At 54.5% G+C, this 17689-nt stretch carries 23 protein-coding genes and 1 tRNA gene; 16 read left to right on the top strand and 8 right to left on the bottom strand.

Annotated elements, in window-relative coordinates:
• The 3 genes from Poly41_RS10025 to tnpB form a co-directional block, all read left to right on the top strand.
• Nucleotides 1-452, top strand: a 452-nt coding sequence (locus Poly41_RS10025) for an efflux RND transporter permease subunit (RefSeq protein ID WP_146526505.1), incomplete at its 5' end; no start/stop codon positions are given.
• 94 nt (nt 453-546) lie between these two features.
• Complete coding sequence (locus Poly41_RS10020; RefSeq protein WP_231615561.1) at nt 547-1080, top strand: C40 family peptidase; 534 nt, start codon at nt 547-549, stop codon at nt 1078-1080.
• A gap of 109 nt (nt 1081-1189) precedes the next feature.
• Nucleotides 1190-1345 (top strand): IS66 family insertion sequence element accessory protein TnpB, encoded by a 156-nt coding sequence (gene tnpB / locus Poly41_RS35635; RefSeq protein ID WP_146526029.1) that lies wholly within the window; start codon nt 1190-1192, stop codon nt 1343-1345.
• Here the strand turns inward: tnpB and Poly41_RS33920 are convergent.
• Both Poly41_RS33920 and Poly41_RS10010 read right to left on the bottom strand, forming a co-directional pair.
• Complete coding sequence (locus tag Poly41_RS33920; RefSeq protein WP_197231200.1) at nt 1312-1515, bottom strand: hypothetical protein; 204 nt, start codon at nt 1513-1515, stop codon at nt 1312-1314. The two genes, tnpB and Poly41_RS33920, sit on opposite strands and share 34 nt — an antisense overlap.
• Nucleotides 1516-1525: 10 nt before the next feature.
• A complete protein-coding gene (locus tag Poly41_RS10010) occupies nt 1526-2386 on the bottom strand; it encodes an endonuclease/exonuclease/phosphatase family protein (RefSeq protein ID WP_146526027.1) in 861 nt (286 codons plus the stop codon).
• Between the two features lie 81 nt (nt 2387-2467).
• Between Poly41_RS10010 and Poly41_RS10005 the strand changes: the two genes are divergently transcribed.
• Both Poly41_RS10005 and Poly41_RS10000 read left to right on the top strand, forming a co-directional pair.
• Nucleotides 2468-3040 (top strand): hypothetical protein, encoded by a 573-nt coding sequence (locus Poly41_RS10005; RefSeq protein WP_146526025.1) that lies wholly within the window; start codon nt 2468-2470, stop codon nt 3038-3040.
• Nucleotides 3041-3053: 13 nt separating this feature from the next.
• Nucleotides 3054-3428, top strand: a complete 375-nt coding sequence (locus tag Poly41_RS10000; RefSeq protein ID WP_146526023.1) for a DsbA family oxidoreductase — start codon at nt 3054-3056, stop codon at nt 3426-3428.
• A 112-nt stretch (nt 3429-3540) separates the two neighbouring features.
• Here the strand turns inward: Poly41_RS10000 and Poly41_RS33915 are convergent, their stop codons facing one another.
• A complete protein-coding gene (locus Poly41_RS33915; protein ID WP_197231199.1) occupies nt 3541-3720 on the bottom strand; it encodes a hypothetical protein in 180 nt (59 codons plus the stop codon).
• 69 nt (nt 3721-3789) lie between these two features.
• Here Poly41_RS33915 and Poly41_RS09990 point away from each other — a divergent pair, with 69 nt between their 5' ends.
• Together Poly41_RS09990 and Poly41_RS09985 are read left to right on the top strand one after the other, a co-directional pair.
• On the top strand, nt 3790-4200 hold the full coding sequence (locus Poly41_RS09990; protein ID WP_146526022.1) for a DUF3024 domain-containing protein: 411 nt from the start codon (nt 3790-3792) through the stop codon (nt 4198-4200).
• A 27-nt stretch (nt 4201-4227) separates the two neighbouring features.
• A complete protein-coding gene (locus Poly41_RS09985; protein WP_146526020.1) occupies nt 4228-4623 on the top strand; it encodes a hypothetical protein in 396 nt (131 codons plus the stop codon).
• Here Poly41_RS09985 and Poly41_RS09980 read toward each other — a convergent pair.
• Both Poly41_RS09980 and Poly41_RS09975 read right to left on the bottom strand, forming a co-directional pair.
• Nucleotides 4594-4680 (bottom strand) — tRNA-Ser (locus tag Poly41_RS09980). The genes Poly41_RS09985 and Poly41_RS09980 overlap by 30 nt on opposite strands.
• A gap of 104 nt (nt 4681-4784) precedes the next feature.
• Nucleotides 4785-4973, bottom strand: coding sequence for a hypothetical protein (locus Poly41_RS09975; RefSeq protein WP_146526018.1), 189 nt, complete (start codon nt 4971-4973; stop codon nt 4785-4787).
• 763 nt (nt 4974-5736) lie between these two features.
• Here Poly41_RS09975 and Poly41_RS09970 point away from each other — a divergent pair.
• The 7 genes from Poly41_RS09970 to Poly41_RS09940 all read left to right on the top strand — a co-directional run bounded on the left by Poly41_RS09970 (nt 5737) and on the right by Poly41_RS09940 (nt 13630).
• Complete coding sequence (locus Poly41_RS09970) at nt 5737-6750, top strand: DUF3500 domain-containing protein (protein ID WP_231615560.1); 1014 nt, start codon at nt 5737-5739, stop codon at nt 6748-6750.
• Between the two features lie 217 nt (nt 6751-6967).
• Complete coding sequence (locus tag Poly41_RS09965) at nt 6968-7636, top strand: zinc metallopeptidase (RefSeq protein WP_146526014.1); 669 nt, start codon at nt 6968-6970, stop codon at nt 7634-7636.
• Between the two features lie 21 nt (nt 7637-7657).
• Nucleotides 7658-8107, top strand: coding sequence for a DUF2721 domain-containing protein (locus tag Poly41_RS09960; RefSeq protein ID WP_146526013.1), 450 nt, complete (start codon nt 7658-7660; stop codon nt 8105-8107).
• Between the two features lie 500 nt (nt 8108-8607).
• Complete coding sequence (locus Poly41_RS09955) at nt 8608-9609, top strand: ThuA domain-containing protein (RefSeq protein ID WP_146526011.1); 1002 nt, start codon at nt 8608-8610, stop codon at nt 9607-9609.
• On the top strand, nt 9596-10480 hold the full coding sequence (locus tag Poly41_RS09950) for an aminotransferase class IV (protein ID WP_146526010.1): 885 nt from the start codon (nt 9596-9598) through the stop codon (nt 10478-10480). Before Poly41_RS09955 ends, Poly41_RS09950 begins: the two co-directional genes overlap by 14 nt.
• Before the next feature lie 235 nt (nt 10481-10715).
• Entirely contained in the window at nt 10716-12020 is a 1305-nt protein-coding gene (locus Poly41_RS09945) for a hypothetical protein (RefSeq protein WP_146526008.1), read from the top strand.
• Entirely contained in the window at nt 12017-13630 is a 1614-nt protein-coding gene (locus tag Poly41_RS09940; RefSeq protein WP_146526007.1) for an ABC transporter permease, read from the top strand. Before Poly41_RS09945 ends, Poly41_RS09940 begins: the two co-directional genes overlap by 4 nt.
• Nucleotides 13631-13633: 3 nt before the next feature.
• Here Poly41_RS09940 and Poly41_RS09935 read toward each other — a convergent pair whose 3' ends face one another.
• The 3 genes from Poly41_RS09935 to Poly41_RS09925 are packed head-to-tail and all read right to left on the bottom strand — an operon-like array spanning nt 13634 to nt 16453.
• On the bottom strand, nt 13634-14941 hold the full coding sequence (locus Poly41_RS09935) for a TRAP transporter large permease (protein WP_146526005.1): 1308 nt from the start codon (nt 14939-14941) through the stop codon (nt 13634-13636).
• Nucleotides 14938-15444 (bottom strand): TRAP transporter small permease, encoded by a 507-nt coding sequence (locus Poly41_RS09930; RefSeq protein WP_197231198.1) that lies wholly within the window; start codon nt 15442-15444, stop codon nt 14938-14940. The genes Poly41_RS09935 and Poly41_RS09930 overlap by 4 nt, the downstream gene beginning before the upstream one ends.
• Nucleotides 15434-16453, bottom strand: a complete 1020-nt coding sequence (locus Poly41_RS09925; RefSeq protein ID WP_146526001.1) for a DctP family TRAP transporter solute-binding subunit — start codon at nt 16451-16453, stop codon at nt 15434-15436. The genes Poly41_RS09930 and Poly41_RS09925 overlap by 11 nt, the downstream gene beginning before the upstream one ends.
• A gap of 137 nt (nt 16454-16590) precedes the next feature.
• Between Poly41_RS09925 and Poly41_RS33910 the strand changes: the two genes are divergently transcribed.
• Nucleotides 16591-16764, top strand: a complete 174-nt coding sequence (locus Poly41_RS33910; protein WP_197231197.1) for a hypothetical protein — start codon at nt 16591-16593, stop codon at nt 16762-16764.
• A 115-nt stretch (nt 16765-16879) separates the two neighbouring features.
• The gene (locus tag Poly41_RS09920; protein WP_146526000.1) at nt 16880-17557 is read left to right on the top strand and encodes a PspA/IM30 family protein; all 678 of its coding nucleotides are present in this window, start codon (nt 16880-16882) and stop codon (nt 17555-17557) included.
• Nucleotides 17558-17689 lie beyond the last annotated feature (132 nt).

The following is a 17689-nucleotide window of genomic DNA, read 5'->3' as shown; positions in this document are numbered from 1 at the left end:
ATGCCTTACCCACTGCATTCATTGGTGGCGTGATGGCGTTGGTGATTACACAACAAAATTTGACCGTGGCCAGTCTCGTTGGTTTCATTTCGCTCGGGGGCATCGCGGTCCGAAACGGCATCTTGTTAGTGACACATTACTTTCATTTGATGCAGGAAGAGGGCGAAGAGTTTTCGCAAGCGATGATCATGCGAGGTAGCCTCGAACGACTCGCTCCCGTGTTGATGACAGCATTAACTGCAGGCATTGGTTTGATGCCGTTGGTGCTTGGTGGCCAAGAGCCTGGACGGGAAATACTGTATCCCGTCGCTACCGTGATTCTCGGCGGACTAATCACGTCTACATTCTGCGAATTTCTGATCCATCCTGGATTGTTTTGGAAATTCAGTGGAAAGGACGCTGCCTACTTGGCATTACACGAAACGGAGGAGGGCGAATTTGGAATGAAGTGATCGAATTAACAACGAATCCGTAGGGGCGATCAACGTCTCAACTTACTGTTCAAAACAATTTGCCAACACTCAAAACACTTACAGGAAACAAATTATGAAACTTTCAACTACGATGTTCACTCTCTTGACAACCGCGTGCGTCTTAAGCTTCGCCGGCTGCAAGGACGCAGGAACCCCAGCGACGTCGGCTCCCGAAGCGGCGGCGTCCAATGACGATGGTACGCACGTCCATGCCGATGGCACCGAACACGCGCCGCACGGAGCGCACGGTGTGGGGCCACACGATGGCACCATCGCCGATTGGGGTGGTGGTAAATATCATGTCGAATTCACCGTCGATCACGACAAGCAAGAAGGCACAGTTTATATCCTCGGTGCCGACGAGAAGTCGCCCGTTCCCATCGAAGCCGAGTCGATCGATCTGAGCATCAATGATCCCGTAATGCAAGTGAGTCTGAAAGCTGCACCACAAAGCAGCGACCCAGCAGGCAAAGCGTCACGCTTCATCGGTAACCACGCGAGTCTAGGCGTCGTTCAGGAATATGCAGGAACGATTGGTGGAGTAGTCGACGGCACGCCCTATTCCGGTGACTTTACCGAAGAGGCTCACGGCGACCACGAACACTAATCGTAGTGTGCTGGAACCATAGAATAACTCGATCAGCGGACAACTCCAGATTCAGCTGAGGCAATACAGATTCGATGGGCTTTGTGGACTTGTTACCTCTGTTCTGAAAATGGATCCGTTGTCCGGTCAACTGTTTCTGTTTATCAATCGAAGATGTGACAAGATGAAGATCTTGTACTGGGACGGTGACGGACTCGCCATCTGGTATCGAAGACTTGAACAGGGAACGTTTCAGTTTCCAAAAATCGCAGAAGGTCTCGGTTGAAGAACTGCAACAACTGGCGGACGAACTTGAGAACAAGGCTGGGTTTCATCCAATTCATCTCCTACATCCCACTGATCCATTTCCTTGATCAGCCAACAACCGGCTATGGGGCAAATGATAGAAGCCATCACATCGTTTAGGCGTGACGAGATTTTGTCGTCGCTGCTCATTGTCGTTTCCCTATTTCCACTCGAACACAGCCAACTGCGGCAAGTGATCACTCAACGCAAAGGATTCCTCGTCGTTTATATTCAGCCGAAAAGCTCCCTCAAACAACGGCTTCGATTCAACAACCCGATCTGCGATTGGTCCAGCCGCCATGACGTAATCGATTCGCCACTGGGGAATGTCAGACTTTATCGTGGGGCCATCGCCTTTCCCAACCTTGGCGAACGTATCCACCCAACCAGCGTCAATCCAAAGTTTGTACTCATCAGTGTCGGGGCCGTGGTTCAGATCGCCGATCAAAAGCATCGACCGTTTGGCATCGAGATCCGGTTTCATTGATTCGATCATCGCTCGAATCTCTCTCAGTCGAACCGTGGGATCGGCGGTCGGGTAAAGATGTGCCGAATGCACGATCAGCTTTTCGTCGCTCGGCAATTTGACCGTAGCTCTTCCCCAATGTCGGGTGAACAACTCTTTAGGTCTCTCGGTCTTCATTGGTGCGTTCTGAGACTCGATGATCTCGAATTTACTCAGCAGTGTTCCCGGCCAATTGCCGCCGCTGGGGAATCGAACGTGATTCATTCCCAGCAGTTCGGCAACTTCCTTGGTGAGCTTTTCGCTGGGTGATTCTGAGAAGTTGATGATATCGGGGTCATAGAGAGCTAGCTCCATCGCCAGCCGCCTTGCCATCTGGCCTTTGGCAACAGCTTGCTTCGCCAAGTTACGTTCGTTTGGCCAGCCAGTCAGCTTATAAATGTTGTAGGCGATCACTCGAAGCGGCTTGGGCTTCGGCTCATCAGCGAACAAGTTTGCGTTGGCTACGGTGAGACTCGCTCCAACTGCTCCGCAAAATTGTCGTCGTGAAATCGTCATCGTGTTCTCCATGGTAATGTTCTCCAAGATAATGCTCGCCAAGTCTATCCCGGCGTTGCTTGCTCCGATAGAATTGGCGCAATGAAGAAGCCATTTGAGACGATTCGAGTTGAAGTAGCCACCGTGTCAAACTTTCTGGCAATTACGTTCCTTTTCTTGCCTGCCATCGTAGGACTGACGAGTTGCGTCACCGCTTACGGGGATGACCTGCCATTCAGGATCACAACAAAGCGTGATGACGACAAAGTTGAAGTCAAAGTCGAAGAGGGCAAGACACACTTTACAGTCCAAAGCCCAGTTGGGATCAGTCAGGCAATCATCGAACGCAGCGGCGAGAATTGGCCGACCACCGTAATGTTGCGGTTGCGTCTGAAGGGACTAGAGAAATTCAAAGTCACGGATGGCAAGATCACGCTTGAAGCTTCGGTTTCGAGTCAGGATGGCAAGGTGCGGCTCTGGAAGGACGGCAAGGAAGATTCACCACTGGACTCGAAGCATCCGTACTGGATGGAGATTCGCATGGTCGGCAAGGATGGGAAACCAGTGAAAACGATTCCGCTGAAGGAAGGCTACTTCGAGATGAAGTTGCCCAAAGCCTTGTTTGAGGACAATCCGAAGTCGATTACCTTAAGCTGGATCGACTTTTATCGCTAAGCGGGGAGTTGCAATGAATCTTTTCGTCGATGTGATTTCTGATGTGATCTGTCCGTGGTGCTACATCGGCAAACGGCGACTTGAGAAGGCGATTGCTGCCATTGATGGTCAGCACGACGTGCAGGTTCACTGGCATCCATTCCAACTCAACCCGACGATGCCAAAGGAAGGCATCAGTCGCAAAGAGTATCGCACCAGAAAATTCGGCAGTTGGGAAAGGTCACTGGAACTAGATGCCAAAGTCATTGCTGTCGGTGAGTCCGAAGGAATTCGTTTCAACTTCTACAGAGCGGAGAAAACGCCAAACACAGTTGATGATCACCGGCTGATCTGGCTTGCCGGTCAAAATGTTCTCATTTGGCGGCGTGGGGAATCATCGCCCTGTTGATCGCCGTGTTTCCTGCCACCGTATATCTCTACCAGCATCAGGAGATTCTCCCGGCTTCGCCGCTCGTTCACCTGCTCCGACTTCCGTTACAGGGCGTCTTTATTCTGTGGGCTTATTGGCATACGAGACCGGCAGAGAAGAGACCATGAACCTGAAGCCCATCGTCCAAGCCATCCTCGAAGATTACGCTCTGCCACTTGGGGCCGATCAGCAGCCATGAATCCTGCGGCAAGAAATCGATACCTGCTGGCTTTAGGAGTCGCCGCAATCGGGCCGTGGAAAATCTACTCACCTTAACCTCCTCTCAGCTAAAGTCACTCAAAGAAAAGTACCACCAGTGAGTGGGCAAAGAGTAATGTCAATGTCAAAACCAAGAGAGCCGTGGAATATCCGACCGGCAAAGAAGAAAGTTGTCATCCCCGCTTCGATCAAGTCGCAAGTGGAAGCTGAAGCCAAAGACTTGATTGAGAATGTGTTGAAACCGAAGCACGTTTTGCCACCCAAAACAGACGAGAAGTTTAACTACATTTCGGACATCCATGCGAAATGGTTCAGAAACTATTTCTACTTCATTTCAACCTATACCTGCCCCGATCCGAACAACGCATATTCGACGTTTGATTCGAAATTCGCAAGGCTGGAATATCTTGGCAATGGCACGTTCGCACTCTACTTCATGAGGTACACCGGCGAATGGGTGGGCATGTACGATGCACTGTCCATTGATGAATCCATGAAAGCCATTCAAGACGATCCTTGTTTCGATCCTTGAGCGTGCGGCATGAATGAAGACCTCGCCATGAAACCCAGAATAGTTTTGCTACTGCTTCTGATCCTTGCCTTACTTTCCGGTGGGATCGCCTACTGGATGCTGACGACGACGCATCCATCGCAAAACGATGGCATTGCCAACGTCACGCCCCCAACGAACTCAATCGAAGACGTAAAGCCAGAGTCCGAGGGCGAAAAGACCCGCCGTATGCTGCTGGGTGTTTGGCAGGACGACTACCAAGGTAAACGAACGATGACTTTGAACGAGGATGGCAATCCTCTTCGGCAGAAGCCGAGCCCATATGAAATTGCAGCAAAATTGCACAACAAATTGCAGGCGAGGGCAAGAGGAAGCAAAACTTCCGTTATTTGCGAGAGAAACCGCAGAAGAGAGCGGATGGGGTGGGATTCGAACCCACGGTAGAGTCACCCCTACGCCAGTTTTCAAGACTGGTGCCTTCGTCCACTCGGCCACCCATCCGTCGAGTGCCGGGAATTTACCAAAGCATGCACCAACGCGGAACCGATCAATCGCGGTTCCGGTTCAATTTTTCTTGCGTGTGTCTCACCTTGCAATTTTGCAGCCTACCCTCGCAGGCTCTTTTGCAGCGATCGAGGCGAGACAAACTCGCGAAGATGCTCCTCGAGATCTTGCAATTGCTCGCTGACCCACTCGTCGAACTGGTCGGTGGATTGCGGTGATAAGGTCGCCGTCAAAGCGTGCCAAGTGCCTTCTTCGGGCGTTGGCGCTCGATGTTCGCTTGAAGTAGTCATCGGAGGAAGCTCCTGGGTCGCGGTCCGTCGCAAGGTGATAAGGTAAGCAAACCGGTCAGTGGATAAAAGGCGTTAACGTCGCCAAAGGGCTGCGTTATGTTGTCGCAGCGGACTCTCGACCACTTTGACAACTGCGGGAATACCTTGGTTCACTGCAAGCGGTATGCCTTGTCTCATGCTTACTTCTCGGTTTTGCCCGTAAGTCATTTACATAAAACAACTTGCGAAAAAAACGTTCTTTTGGATGCCTAGTTTTTGCGTCATCAAGCCGACATCCGTTGTCGCAAAATGCCAACCAGGCAGTCCTCTACGCCTCATTATCGTCCAAACACGTCTCACAGTGATATCCTAATCCGCTAGATGCGAATAAGGAAGGATATGCCGCCTATAGAACCTTTGTTTTGTTGAAAATATTATTCAAGGAGCGGCCAGGAAACGTCGGCGGAGAGCATGCGTATGCATCTCTCACCGGCAAGCCGCCTTGTTTTTTGGCAGGTGGCCATCCGTCGCTGGATCAGCGGCAGCTCCTTCTTGCCAGACTTCATCGATCGGTAGCATCGTTTGCATCCAAGCGGGCACTCAACTCCCACGCAGAGGGGCGATGTTGTTGGAACGTCAATTTATTCCGACCCATTCGCAGCGGATATCTGCTAAATTGCTCTCACACTGCTGCGTCCTTTTCTTAGAATCGAACAAACCCTCATCACTTCTTTCTGTTGGGAACCCTATGCGATTGACCCGTTTTCGTCTTTCCGTGCTGTGCATGTCCACTTTGTGTTTGGCCTCGTTGTGTGTCTTGGTTGGCATGAAAGTCGCGGATCCGCCGGGACAGCAGATGCAGTCGTTCGGATCGGCTTTTCTGGATTCACTCGATGACGACCAATTGGCGATTGCAAGGATGCCCTACGATTCTGCCGAGCGTTTGGCGTGGCATTTCATCCCCAAGCCGACGCGAAAAGGGTTGCCCTTGAAGGACATGAACACGGCTCAGCGGACCGCGGCGTTGCGGCTGTTGCGTGCCGCGCTGAGTGAAGCAGGCTATGAAAAGGCGAGTCAAATCATGCTGCTCGAAGGGGTGTTGCGTCAGCTCGAAGGCCCCGGCAGCGAATCACGCCGTGACCCACAGAAGTATTACGTGACCCTCTTCGGGGCGCCGAGTGAGACCGAACCATGGGGCCTTAGCTTCGAAGGCCACCACATGTCGCTGAATTTTAGCTGTCGTGGTGGACAGCTGGTCGACAGCACGCCTCAGTTTTTCGCATCGAACCCGGCGACGATCCAAAGCGACGTGGAAGGGCCCCTCGGCAAAGGGACTCGCGTGCTCAGGGAAGAGGAAACGCTTGGCTTCGAATTGGTCAATGGCTTGAACGCGCAGCAAGCCGAAAGTGCGATCATTGCGAACAAGGCGCCGGCAGAGATTCGTTTCGCAGGCGAGCCGCAGGCAGACGTCGGTGAGCCCGAAGGAATTCGGTTCGGACGACTGAGCGAAGATCAAGCCGAACTGTTGACGCGGTTGGTCCGTGTCTATACCGATGCGGCACCTGATCCGATTGCCCAGCAGCGCCGTGATGCAATCCAGTCGAGCGGGTGGGACAAAGTCCATTTCGCATGGGCTGGAGCGACCAAGCCAGGTATCGGCCACTATTACCGCGTTCGGGGAGAGGGGTTCCTGATCGAGTTCGTCAACACGCAAGCGGACGCATCCGGGAATCCCGCAAATCACATTCACTGTGTGTGGCGTGATTTGACTGGCGACTTCGACTTGCCCCACAACTAATCCCACCTCATGGAACGTGGCTGCCTTCTTCATGTCAGCTACGAACTCATCCGTTTTTCTAACCTCTCAAGCCGTTGAATCGCCGAAAAGTCGTGATTGCAAACCCAATGGTCCCGAAGTTGCTTATACTTGGGTTTCGCCCTCTGCGGACTGTCGTTTTGACCGTGCCGAACCGAGGGGTACTATCGAATGTAACCGTTGAAAGAGTTCCGTAGCCATGATGCTTTACTTCCTGTTCGTGATTCCGCCGTTTTTACTGGGTCTTTACGCTCAGTGGAAAGTGAAGTCCGCGTTTTCGCAGATGAGCGAAGTTCCGTCGCGAATGAGCGGATACCAAGCGGCAAGGCTGATGCTCGACAACGGTGGGTTGCACTCGGTCGACATCGAGCAGATCGATGGCAGGTTGAGCGACCACTACGATCCACGTGCGAAAGTGCTGCGGCTCAGCAGTGACGTTTACAATGGCCGCAACATGGCGGCGGTCGGCGTTGCCTGTCACGAAGCCGGGCATGCGTTTCAGGACGCTCATCAATACGCCCCCTTAATGATTCGCAACATGGCAGTCCCCGCGGCCAATTTTGGGTCGGGGGCCGGCATGTGGATGCTGTTCGGTGGCCTGATGCTGCACATGCCCGCTTTGGCGTGGGTGGGCGTGATTCTGTTCGCCGCCGTGGTGTTCTTCCAAGTGATCAATTTGCCGGTCGAGTTCAACGCCAGTTCGCGGGCTCGCGAAGAATTGGTTGCTCAGGGAATCATTGCGGGCAACGAAGAACAATACGTTGCCAAGGTGCTCAACGCAGCAGCATTGACCTACGTGGCGGCAACACTACAGTCGATCATGACGTTGGCCTATTACGTCTTCATTCTGACGGGAAATCGTCGATAGGTCCTTTGACGATCAAGCCCTATGTCACTACACGAACTGATCCCCATCCTTCAATTTGCGATTGGGCCCGTGATCCTGATTTCGGGCGTCGGCTTGATCTTGCTGAGCATGACCAACCGAATTGGCCGTGTGATCGATCGAGCGCGACTGCTTGCCCATGCCGTTCGGGTTGAGGCTGGCAGTGGCGACCAGGAGCGGATTCTCGATCAGTTACAGATTCTATGCAGCCGTGCCAGGATGATTCGCGCGGGGATTGCGTTTGGTGTCATGAGCGTGCTTGTCGCGGCGCTGCTGATCATCAGCCTCTTTATCGCTGCGTTGTTTCAGCTCAGCATTGTGCCGTTCATCATCTTTCTGTTCATCCTGTGTATGGTCAGCCTGATCGTCTGTTTGGCGTTCTTCATTATCGATGTGAACCTATCCTTGACCGCTCTGTGGCATGAGGTGCCGGCGGAGGGCCAACACCGTTAAATCGAGGTCCAAGGATAGCGGCACGGCGCAAGCAGGCCGGTGTCGAGGCCTCGCCAATTCCATCGTAAAACCGGGCGGCTCGCGCCGCTCCGCTAACAAAAGCGAATCTCGTTTGAGCGGTATTGAGCGGAAGGCCCCTGGTGGCTGGAACAAAAGCAGCGTTTCCCCCTCTCAACAATAGTACGCATGGCGCCGTAAGCCGGAGCCTGCAGCAAACCCCCAAGCAGGAGGTACACGCCAGGTGCCAATGAAGTCAGGGTTGACTGCCTCGCAGTCGGTCCGGGCTAGCAATCCCGGATGCAATCGAGTTGAATAACGTTTCCTTCGTTTGACTTTCGCATGGTACGGCGTCGGTTTCAAGAATGTTGAACAATCGCCCTCAAACATAGAACGAGGCGAGTTGCCCCCCGGGAAAACGGCGAAAGTCGTGCTTTGGCTCCTTCCCTTCCATTCCCTTCCATTTCCTTTCCTTTCCTTTCCCACTCAAGCGGTGAGCAAAAATGTCGAAAGTAAAAACAATCCTGGCTTGCTTTGTCGGTATGACGGTCCTGTGCTGCCCGACCGCCGAAGCCAAGATCCGTGCCTTGATCATTGATGGCCAAAACAATCATCTTGTCTGGCCCAAATCGACAATCATGATGAAGCAGTACTTGGAAGAAACAGGACTGTTTGAGGTTGAGATTGACCGAACGCGTTACACATGGAAAGCGGAGCGAGAAGAAGCGTATTTGCCATTGGCAGGCGTCGGCGAAACCGAGAATTTGAAAGAACCCAAGACCGATCCAATGTTCCGACCCAAGTTTGAGGATTACGATGTTGTGATTTCAAACTTTGGTTGGAAGGCGGCCGATTGGCCCGAGAGCACGCAACAGGCACTGGAAGCATACATGGAAGCAGGCGGCGGTTTCGTGTCGGTGCATGCCGCCGACAATTCGTTTCCCACATGGAAAGAGTTCAACCTCATGATTGGGCTCGGCGGGTGGGGGAACCGAAATGAGAAGGACGGTCCCTATGTCTATTACACCAACGAAGGTGAATTGGTGCGTGATGGGTCGCCGGGCGGCAGTGGGGCTCATGGTCCCGCACATTTGATTCCCATTACCGTTCGAGTTGCCGATCATCCGATCACCAAGGGGATGCCTGAGGTATGGATGACGACCAAGGATGAGTGCTATGCAAAGCTACGCGGGCCGGCCGAAAACATGACGGTATTGGCGACGGGAAAGGACATGTCGGGCAAAGCGCCGACGGACCGTCATGAGCCAATCTTGATGGTCATCGATTATGGAAAGGGACGCGTCTTTCATACCACGCTCGGCCATGACGACTACTCGTGCGAAGGCGTCGGTTTCATCGTCTCGTTCACGCGAGGTGTAGAGTGGGCAGCCACGGGAAAGGTCACCCAGCCGATTCCCGATGATTTCCCCTCGGCGGACGAATCGACTCATCGAGCATTCAAGCTCAAAGATGCAGAACTCGTGAAGTCGGATGATGAGTCCTAGGGGAAGCACGGCAAGCCACGTATCGTTTTTTTGTGGTGATTGGATTCCCTACGCCGAGATCCGGCTGTCGCCAGACGACTTGGGTTTTCGCCAAGGAGTCACCGCGGTTGAACGGCTTCGCACGTACGGCGGAAACGTCTTTTCGTTTCCGCAGCACTGGGACCGTTGGCAGCGGACGACCGAGTATTTGAAATTGGCGGGCTTGCCGGGGAAAGCAGAAACCGAAGCACTGGTTGCAGAGCTATTCCACCGCAACGTCGATTGGATCGCTGCTCAGGGGGATGTTGGCATCACATGGTTTGCAACACCAGGAATCATCGGAGCCTGCCGCGCGACGTTGGGTCTGCACCTGAACCAGATCGATCACGTGCGGGTGCATCATCGCCGCGAGCAGGGGCAAGTGTTGTTGGTCACCGACGTCGTTCAGCCACCCGACGCGACGTGGCCTCGATCGCTTAAGGTGCGTTCGCGAATCCACTATTACCATGCGGATCAACTCGCTCGCCAATACGATACGGACGCCAGCGGTATTTTGGTTGACGCCGATGGTACGGTCACTGAAACGAGCATTGCGAATTTGGCAATTGTTGAAGAGGGCATGATTATTTCGCCGCTCCGTGGCCAAATACTCGGTGGCATCACTCAGCAGGCAATGGAATCCGTCGCTCAGCAGCAAGGGCTCGTTTGGCGAAAAGAGCGGATCTCGAAAGATCGATTTGTCGCGGCGAAGGAGATTCTCTGCATGGGCACCGACACCGGAATTTGGTTCGCTCGTCAGATTGCCGGACAGTCGACCGATCTGCGAAAGGCGGGGCCGGTGTACCAAGCATTGGTTCGTGGTTTTGACCAGAGGGTGAACGCCGCAACCTAGTGGACCGTCAGCATTAAATTTTAGGGTAGTGGATTTCGTCAGAAATCCGTAACTCAAATGTTCTTAGGGACTTCTGGCGAAGTCCACTACGTCCCCACTCGCAGTTTTTACCTTGGCGGTCCACGAGAGCTGGGGCATACCGAGCGAAAACGCTATCATGCATAGCGAAAACTCGATCACGTCCGATTGCTCCTCCGCTTCTTTTCTTGCCCGCGTCAAATGGGATTGTCTCTTGATGAACCGAACGTCCCGGCGATCGCTTGGAATCTTGTTTTGGTGCTTGATCACCTTGTCACTGTTTTACGCCTATTCCGCAACGACGCGGTCATCCGGGTCGGATCATCGCAACGAGTTCGCTGCATTCTTGTTCGGCAATTCAACCCATCTGGTTGCGAGCGACCCAACCAAGACCTTGCAGAAATACGATCCGGTTTTTAGGCAAACCGAGGAAGGGGTTTGGAAACAATCGGGATACGTCACGGGGCTACGATCAGAGGGATCGTCGGCCAATCGGATTGGTTTGACATGGTATGACCCAACCTTGTCGGCATCCGAATTCGAGCTGGTCTACTATCGCAACGCAGGCCGTTTAGAGGATGTGGTTCGGATCATGCTTCCAGCCGAAAAACGGCTGCGTATCCAGCAGCAACTGGCGGCGGCGTTCAACGCACATGGGCAGGAATTCTCCAATGCATTCGTTCCGCTCGTTCAGCAGAGCATCGAGGAATCGTTGCCGGTGATCGAGGAGGAATTTCGAAAATCAATTGCTCGTCATCACGCCGAGGTCGAGCATCTTGCGGACCGTTGGAACGACGAAGTCGTCAGCGATCGGCTGATCCCGTTAGCCCGCCAAGAGATACTGCCGATCGTTCGTCAGCACGGTCAGCCCACGGCGGAAGCAATTGGCCGCGACGTTTGGAATCGCGCGTCGGTTTGGCGGTTCGGTTGGCGAGCGGTATACGATCGCGCGCCGCTGCCGGAGCAGAATCTTGTCCAAGAAGAATGGCGGCGTTTTGTCGAGCAAGAAGCCGTGCCGGTGTTCGAACGGCATGTGGACGAGATTGTGGAAAGTGTCCAGAAGATCTTAGCGGAAACCGCGGCAAACCCAAAGGTGCGAAGCGAATTGGCGGACGTGCTCAAGCAGCTTTCGAATGACCCCGAGGCGCAAGCGTTGGTCAAAGCGGTTTTAAAAGAGACGCTGGTGGACAACCAAAATGTCCGACAAGTCTGGGGCCGTGTGTGGCAAAGCGACGAAGCCAAGCAAGCGATCGAGATGGCGGGAGAGCGAATGGAGCCGGTTGTCCGCAAAATCGGTGACGAGCTTTTTGGTTCCCAGCAGACCGGAATCGATCCGATGTTCGCACGAGTGTTGCGAAACCAGATCTTTGGAAAAGACCGTCGTTGGTTGGTGGCTCGCCACCGAACGGACACCGCCTCCGAGGAACTGATCCAGATCGTCAAGGCCACCGATTCGATGGTCTACCCCGTTGTGTATTTGGCGTCGGAAACCGGATCGGGCAGCGAGGGAGGGCGACCATGAACGATACCCAACCTGATGACGAAAAATCGGTGCTGCCGCTACGGCTGATCGATCTCGAGATTCGGGCGGGGTCGCGAGTTCTGATCACCGACACGAATGTGACGATCGCAGCCGGCAAGATCACGGTGATTGTCGGCGGCAGCGGCGCGGGGAAGTCCGTGTTGCTCCGTGCCTTGGCGGGTTTGCTGCCCAGCGACGGTGAGGTGATCTCTTGGACCGGTCAAATCGATCTTGGCGAGCCCGCCGCAGAAACCACTCGGTCGTCGAATCTGGCGAAACGGGTAGGGATCGTGTTTCAACAATTCGCGTTGTTTGATGAGTTGTCACCAACAGCGAATGTCCAATTTGCGATCGATCATCGCAGCGATCCGAAGAAGCCTCCGTTGCAGTCGGCGCCCGAGTGGCTTGATGAACTCGGTGTCCCAATGCAGACCGGGGTTGCCGCTTTGAGCGGTGGCCAGAAACAGCGGCTCGCCATCGCGCGAACGTTAGCCGCCGATCCGGAAGTGATCCTTTATGATGAACCCACCAGTGGGCTTGATGCAGCGAGTGGTCGAAAGGTCGCCGAACTGATTCGCCACACCCAAGCGATGCATCGTCGAACCAGCATTGTCGTGACGCATGACTATGACACGCTGCTACCGATTGCCGATGAAGTGCTGTTGCTCGATTCCCAGCAGAAGCGTTTATTGCCGATTCCCAAGGATCAATGGGCACGGGTTCCCGAGCGGATGAAGCCGGTTCAATTCGATGAACAAGGGGTTCCGGAGCCGCGACCGCATTCCTGGGCAACTCGGTACGCACTTCTCGCGCGACGAGCTGTCGATGATTTCCTGGCCGCAACCGGATCGGCATTGGCAACGACGGTTTGCTTGCCTTCCGAACTTCGTCCCGTTTTTCCCCATCTGCGCTGGGGGCTACGTTTTGTTCTGCATTATTTGCGATTGGTTGGCGGCCCGTCGGCTTGGGTTTACTTGATCTTGGCGGGTTTAATCATTGGATTCACCAGCACCTATTTCACCTTTCGGTTCCTGCCATTTCGGGCCTACACCCAGCCGCTACTGATCGATGAATTGCTCGCCTCGGTCGGTTTCGCACTGTATCGAATTCTCGTCCCGGTTTTGGCGACGGTTTTGATCGCTGCCCGTTGCGGTGCGGCCGTGGCAGCGGACGTGGGGGTCAAACGCTACGGTGGCCAAGTCGATGCGCTACGGACACTCGGGGTGAAGCCAAGAGCCTACCTCTTATTGCCCATCGTGATTGCCTTCTTGATCGCAACGCCGATGCTGCAGTGGCTGTCCTTTTCGGCTGCGAAGATGATCAGTGTGGTGACCTTTGTTGCTGCCTATCCATCGATCGGCCCCCATTTTTGGCAGCAACATTTTTTGCGGAATTTGACGAGCGATACCAGCCTGTTCTTGGCGGGATGGAAGTGGGTGTTGGCAAAGAACTTGCTGTGTGGTTTTGGGACAGCGGTCATTGCTTACTATCGCGGGCTATCGCCAAAAGATTCTGCCAGCGATGTCAGTCACGCGATCACTTCGACCGTGTTGTGGACAACGCTGTATGTGTTGGTCGTACACTTCGTCGTCGCCTTGATCGAATTTTGAGAGCTAATTCATCCCAAGCCAATCCGGCAACCACAAGCTGATCGACGGTACGAAGGTAACGATCAACAATGTAGCGATCAGTGGGACTAAGAAGGGTGCGATGCCGCGCATGATCACGGGCATGCTGGATCCCGTGACGCTGCTGAGTACATACAGGACCAATCCGACGGGTGGCGTGATCAGGCCAATCACGAGATTCAAAATCATCACGATCCCAAGATGCAACGGATCGATCCCAAACTGAATCGCAACCGGTAGCAACACAGGAACGCAGATCAACAGCGCCGCGGTGGGTTCCAGCAGCATGCCCACCAAAAGCAAGAATGCGTTGACCAACAGCAAAAAGACAATGGGGTTGTCGGTAACCGCCAGCAGTGATTCTGCGACCATCTGTGGCCCCTGCTCGCGAGCAATGATCCATCCGAAGAGGCTGGCGGAGGCAACGATTAGCAAAATCGTTCCCGTCGTGGCCGAGGTTCGCAAGAAGACATTCGACAAGGCTTTCCAGCTCAGCGATCGGTAGCAACCCCCTAAGACCATCATGTACATCACCGCCGCCGCAGCCGCTTCGGTCGGAGTGAACACGCCGCCGAGAATGCCTCCGAGAATAATGACCGGCGTCAACAAGACGGGGATCGCGGCAGCCACGGCTCGCCCCGTTCCCGATGCCTCGATCCTTTCCGATTCCGCATTTGCGATTTCGACACGATCAGCTGCCAGCGGATGCCGACGAACGTGTAGAAAGACATGGAGGCACAACGACGTCGCCAAAATCAATGCGGGAATCACGCCAGCAAAAAATAGCCCGCCGACCGAGACGCCAGCGGTGACCGCAAAGATAATCGCGGGAATACTTGGCGGCATGATGGGGCCGATCATCGAAGAGGCGCCGGTCAGTCCAAGCGAGAATCCTTCGTCATAACCTTCCTTCCTCATCGCGGGTACCAACACCGCGCCCAATCCCGCCGCGTCGGCAATCGCAGCGCCGCTCATCCAGGAAAACATCACGCTGCATCCAACATTCACGTAGGCCAAACGCCCCGGCAAATGGCGAAGCAAGCGGGCCAACAAATCGAACAATCGCTGTGACAAACCTGCCGCATTCGCCAGATAGCCCGTCATGATGAACAGGGGAACCGCCAACAGAGGAAAACTGTTGATCCCCGCGACCATACGTTGCAGCGCAACTCCCATCGTGATGTCGGGCGAAATGGCCGTGTACAGCAAACAGGGCAACAGCATGGCGTGGGCCACGGGGACGCGAACCGCCATCAAGCCAAGCATGCCGAGTACCAAAAGCAACAAGGTCATGTTTGTTCTCGCGAAGGGTTGACGGGCTTGCCAAAAAGCCCCACGGCTGCATGAAACGACATCATCGCCAACCCAAAGCTGGCCGCGGCATACCATAAACTCATCGAAACGCCCGTTCCGGGTGAACCGACCGGCCAAACTCGCCATACGAATCGGAATCCGCCAATCAACAACATCAAACAGGTGACCATCACGATCGCGCCCGCTAACTGATCGCACATCCGACTCGCTCGTGGCCCAATCCGGCTGGGGAGGACATCGACCGTAATATGCTCCTGTTCCGCAGTGACGAATCCAGATGCGACAAAGGAGAGCCAGATCAAAGCCAACCGTGCGACCTCTTCGCTCCACGAAATGGGTGAATGAAACAGATACCTTGCGAGGACTTGCCCCGCCAACGTGACGACGACAACGGCCAGCAGAATCATCGCCATGGCCTTTTCAAACCGGACGAGATACAAGCTCACTCGCGTCCAGGGTGATGATGTGGATTCAGCGTTCATTGGCGATCTGCAAATAGAGGTCACTGAAGGGGAATCCTTCACGAAAGAACTGTCGCGATCGTTCTTCAAAAGCAGCGACCTCGACGTCTTCGACAATTTGGATCTCTGCATCACGTTTCCATCGCTGAAGCAGTTCGGCTTCTTGATGCCGGATCCCTGACAACACCTTGTCCCCGAGTCCCGCAACCGATTGACGCAGGGCCGTCTGCTGCGGCTCGCTCAATCGTTGCCACACCCGTTCGTTGATCAACACCAACACCGATGATTGGACGTGCCCGGTTCTGCTAAGGTAAGATTGGACCTCTTGAAACCCTTTCGCTTGGATGACCGGTACGGGGTTCTCCTGCCCGTCGGCGATCCCCTGTTGCAGTGCCATGTAGACTTCGGAGAACGCGATCGGCATCGGGCTGGCACCGAGCGCTCGGCCGGTGGCTTGCCACACCGAGGATGCTGGCATACGCAATCGAAAACCCTGTAAGTCGTCGGGATGCCGGACCGGACGATTGCCCGTGATGTGGCGAACACCGTAAGCCCAGGTGCCTAGCACGCGGATACCGAAACGTCGTCGCAATTCTTCCCAATGCGGCTGCATCACGGGGCCATCGGCGATGCGGAGCATGTGTTCGAGGTCCTTGAACGCGTAGGCTGCGTCAAACACGCCGACCGGCGGATGCCACATGGCAAGAAAGGAAGGACCGGCAATGGCCAAATCAATCTCGCCGGCAACCAGTTGTTCCAACAGCTCCGATTCGCTTCCCAGTTGCGATGCGGGGTAGACACGAAGTTCCATTTCGCAGTCGGCGTCCACAAGCTGAGCGTTCAACTGCCCCGCGCCGAACGTATGGGTTGGACTGTTGACTTCGTACACGTGCCCCATTCTCAAACGGAGCATGCCATCCGACCGGATAGCCGAATCGCAACCCATTTGGGTCAGAGCCAACGCAAATGCGGCGACGATCGAAAGAGCACGAAAACTGCTACAACCGGTCTTGTGCTCGTAGTTAATCACGTTTTCGTTGTCCCCCTGCTGACTCGAAGCAGCGAAAAGGCCAAGTATTGGCTAAAATGACCGACCAAACGGTTGGCAGTCCCATGCGGTGGATATCCGGTTCACCGCTCTACTTCGCTTGATGAATGTACAGGAAAATGGACAAGAAAGCAAAAAAACGGCTCGATGTGATTAACAAGAAACTAACGACGCTTCGTCCCCGGCTCGCGGGATCGCGGCAGCAGGCAGATGATCCGGACGAACTTCGCCAGCTTGAGGAAGAAGTCGCCAAGTTGGAAGCCGAAGTGAAGCAATTGAAAGAATCAAAATAGTTTTGTGACGCCCGAAGTTTCTTCACACCACAGGCTCTGGTTCTACAGAGGACGTTCCTGTTGCAACGTCTGTTCGAAGAACCCAAAAGAACCCGAAGGTGTCGAGGGGACTGTCATGAGTATTTTTTCGAGAGTGTCGGATATCATCAACGCGAACGTCAGCGATATGCTCGATCGCGCCGAAGATCCGGAAAAGATGGTCAAAATGCTGATCTTCGAGATGGAAGAACAGATCAGCTTGGCTCGCGCCGGCGTGGTGAAGGCGATCGCGGGCGAAAAGAAGTTGGAGCTCAATTTGACGAAGAACCGCGACGAAGCGGCTTCGTGGCACGCGAAGGCTGAGGCGGCCGTCACACGCGGTGACGAAGAATTGGCTCGCAAATGCTTGGCTCGAAAAAAAGAGCACCAGCGGATTGCCGAGAGTTTGCAGCCGCAGTGGGAGCGAGCCAACCAAACCAGCGGCACGCTGAAATCGGATCTCCGCCGATTAGAGGAAAAGCTAGACGAAGCGATTCGTCGTCGCGACAGTCTGATCGCTCGGCAAATGGCGGCGGAGGCACAGAAAGAGGTGCAAAGCGTTGCCCCGGCGTTGAACCGTGTCCAACGTCATTTCGACAAGTTCGATCGGATGGAACGCCGAATCGAGGACATGGAAGCCGAGGCTGCCGCAACCGCAGAGCTATCCAGCGCCGCAACCGAGTTGTGTCGTGAGGTTGAGCGGAAGCAGCAAGATGCCGAAGTCGAATCGGAGTTGGCGGCGTTGAGAGCGAGCTGCCAGAAAGATCCGTCGTAGGACGCCAACGTTGAGTCTTCGGTTTTCCGGCAAGATCCGGCAACGAATGCCTTGCCGCTCCAACGTGGTTGCAACGGAGTTCAAGAACGCACCGCCCTCAGGCCTGACAAGGTCTGTTGATGCCTTTGCAAG

This window comes from Novipirellula artificiosorum, from assembly GCF_007860135.1.
Classification (GTDB): domain Bacteria; phylum Planctomycetota; class Planctomycetia; order Pirellulales; family Pirellulaceae; genus Novipirellula_A; species Novipirellula_A artificiosorum.
The sequence above is the reverse complement of the archived record's forward strand: the minus strand, read 5'-3'. Positions and strand labels throughout refer to the sequence as shown.

Coding starts and splice junctions, on each gene's coding strand:
- Poly41_RS10020 (WP_231615561.1), top strand. CDS start 547: ATGAAACTTTCAACTACGATGTTCACTCTCTTGACAACCGCGTGCGTC.
- Poly41_RS09985 (WP_146526020.1), top strand. CDS start 4,228: ATGAAACCCAGAATAGTTTTGCTACTGCTTCTGATCCTTGCCTTACTT.
- tnpB (WP_146526029.1), top strand. CDS start 1,190: ATGGATCCGTTGTCCGGTCAACTGTTTCTGTTTATCAATCGAAGATGT.
- Poly41_RS33910 (WP_197231197.1), top strand. CDS start 16,591: ATGGACAAGAAAGCAAAAAAACGGCTCGATGTGATTAACAAGAAACTA.
- Poly41_RS09940 (WP_146526007.1), top strand. CDS start 12,017: ATGAACGATACCCAACCTGATGACGAAAAATCGGTGCTGCCGCTACGG.
- Poly41_RS10010 (WP_146526027.1), bottom strand. CDS start 2,386: ATGACGATTTCACGACGACAATTTTGCGGAGCAGTTGGAGCGAGTCTC.
- Poly41_RS09950 (WP_146526010.1), top strand. CDS start 9,596: ATGATGAGTCCTAGGGGAAGCACGGCAAGCCACGTATCGTTTTTTTGT.
- Poly41_RS09960 (WP_146526013.1), top strand. CDS start 7,658: ATGTCACTACACGAACTGATCCCCATCCTTCAATTTGCGATTGGGCCC.
- Poly41_RS09935 (WP_146526005.1), bottom strand. CDS start 14,941: ATGACCTTGTTGCTTTTGGTACTCGGCATGCTTGGCTTGATGGCGGTT.
- Poly41_RS10000 (WP_146526023.1), top strand. CDS start 3,054: ATGAATCTTTTCGTCGATGTGATTTCTGATGTGATCTGTCCGTGGTGC.
- Poly41_RS09990 (WP_146526022.1), top strand. CDS start 3,790: ATGTCAAAACCAAGAGAGCCGTGGAATATCCGACCGGCAAAGAAGAAA.
- Poly41_RS09970 (WP_231615560.1), top strand. CDS start 5,737: ATGTCCACTTTGTGTTTGGCCTCGTTGTGTGTCTTGGTTGGCATGAAA.
- Poly41_RS09955 (WP_146526011.1), top strand. CDS start 8,608: ATGTCGAAAGTAAAAACAATCCTGGCTTGCTTTGTCGGTATGACGGTC.
- Poly41_RS10005 (WP_146526025.1), top strand. CDS start 2,468: ATGAAGAAGCCATTTGAGACGATTCGAGTTGAAGTAGCCACCGTGTCA.
- Poly41_RS09920 (WP_146526000.1), top strand. CDS start 16,880: ATGAGTATTTTTTCGAGAGTGTCGGATATCATCAACGCGAACGTCAGC.
- Poly41_RS33920 (WP_197231200.1), bottom strand. CDS start 1,515: ATGAGCAGCGACGACAAAATCTCGTCACGCCTAAACGATGTGATGGCT.
- Poly41_RS09945 (WP_146526008.1), top strand. CDS start 10,716: ATGAACCGAACGTCCCGGCGATCGCTTGGAATCTTGTTTTGGTGCTTG.
- Poly41_RS09975 (WP_146526018.1), bottom strand. CDS start 4,973: ATGACTACTTCAAGCGAACATCGAGCGCCAACGCCCGAAGAAGGCACT.
- Poly41_RS09930 (WP_197231198.1), bottom strand. CDS start 15,444: ATGAACGCTGAATCCACATCATCACCCTGGACGCGAGTGAGCTTGTAT.
- Poly41_RS09965 (WP_146526014.1), top strand. CDS start 6,968: ATGATGCTTTACTTCCTGTTCGTGATTCCGCCGTTTTTACTGGGTCTT.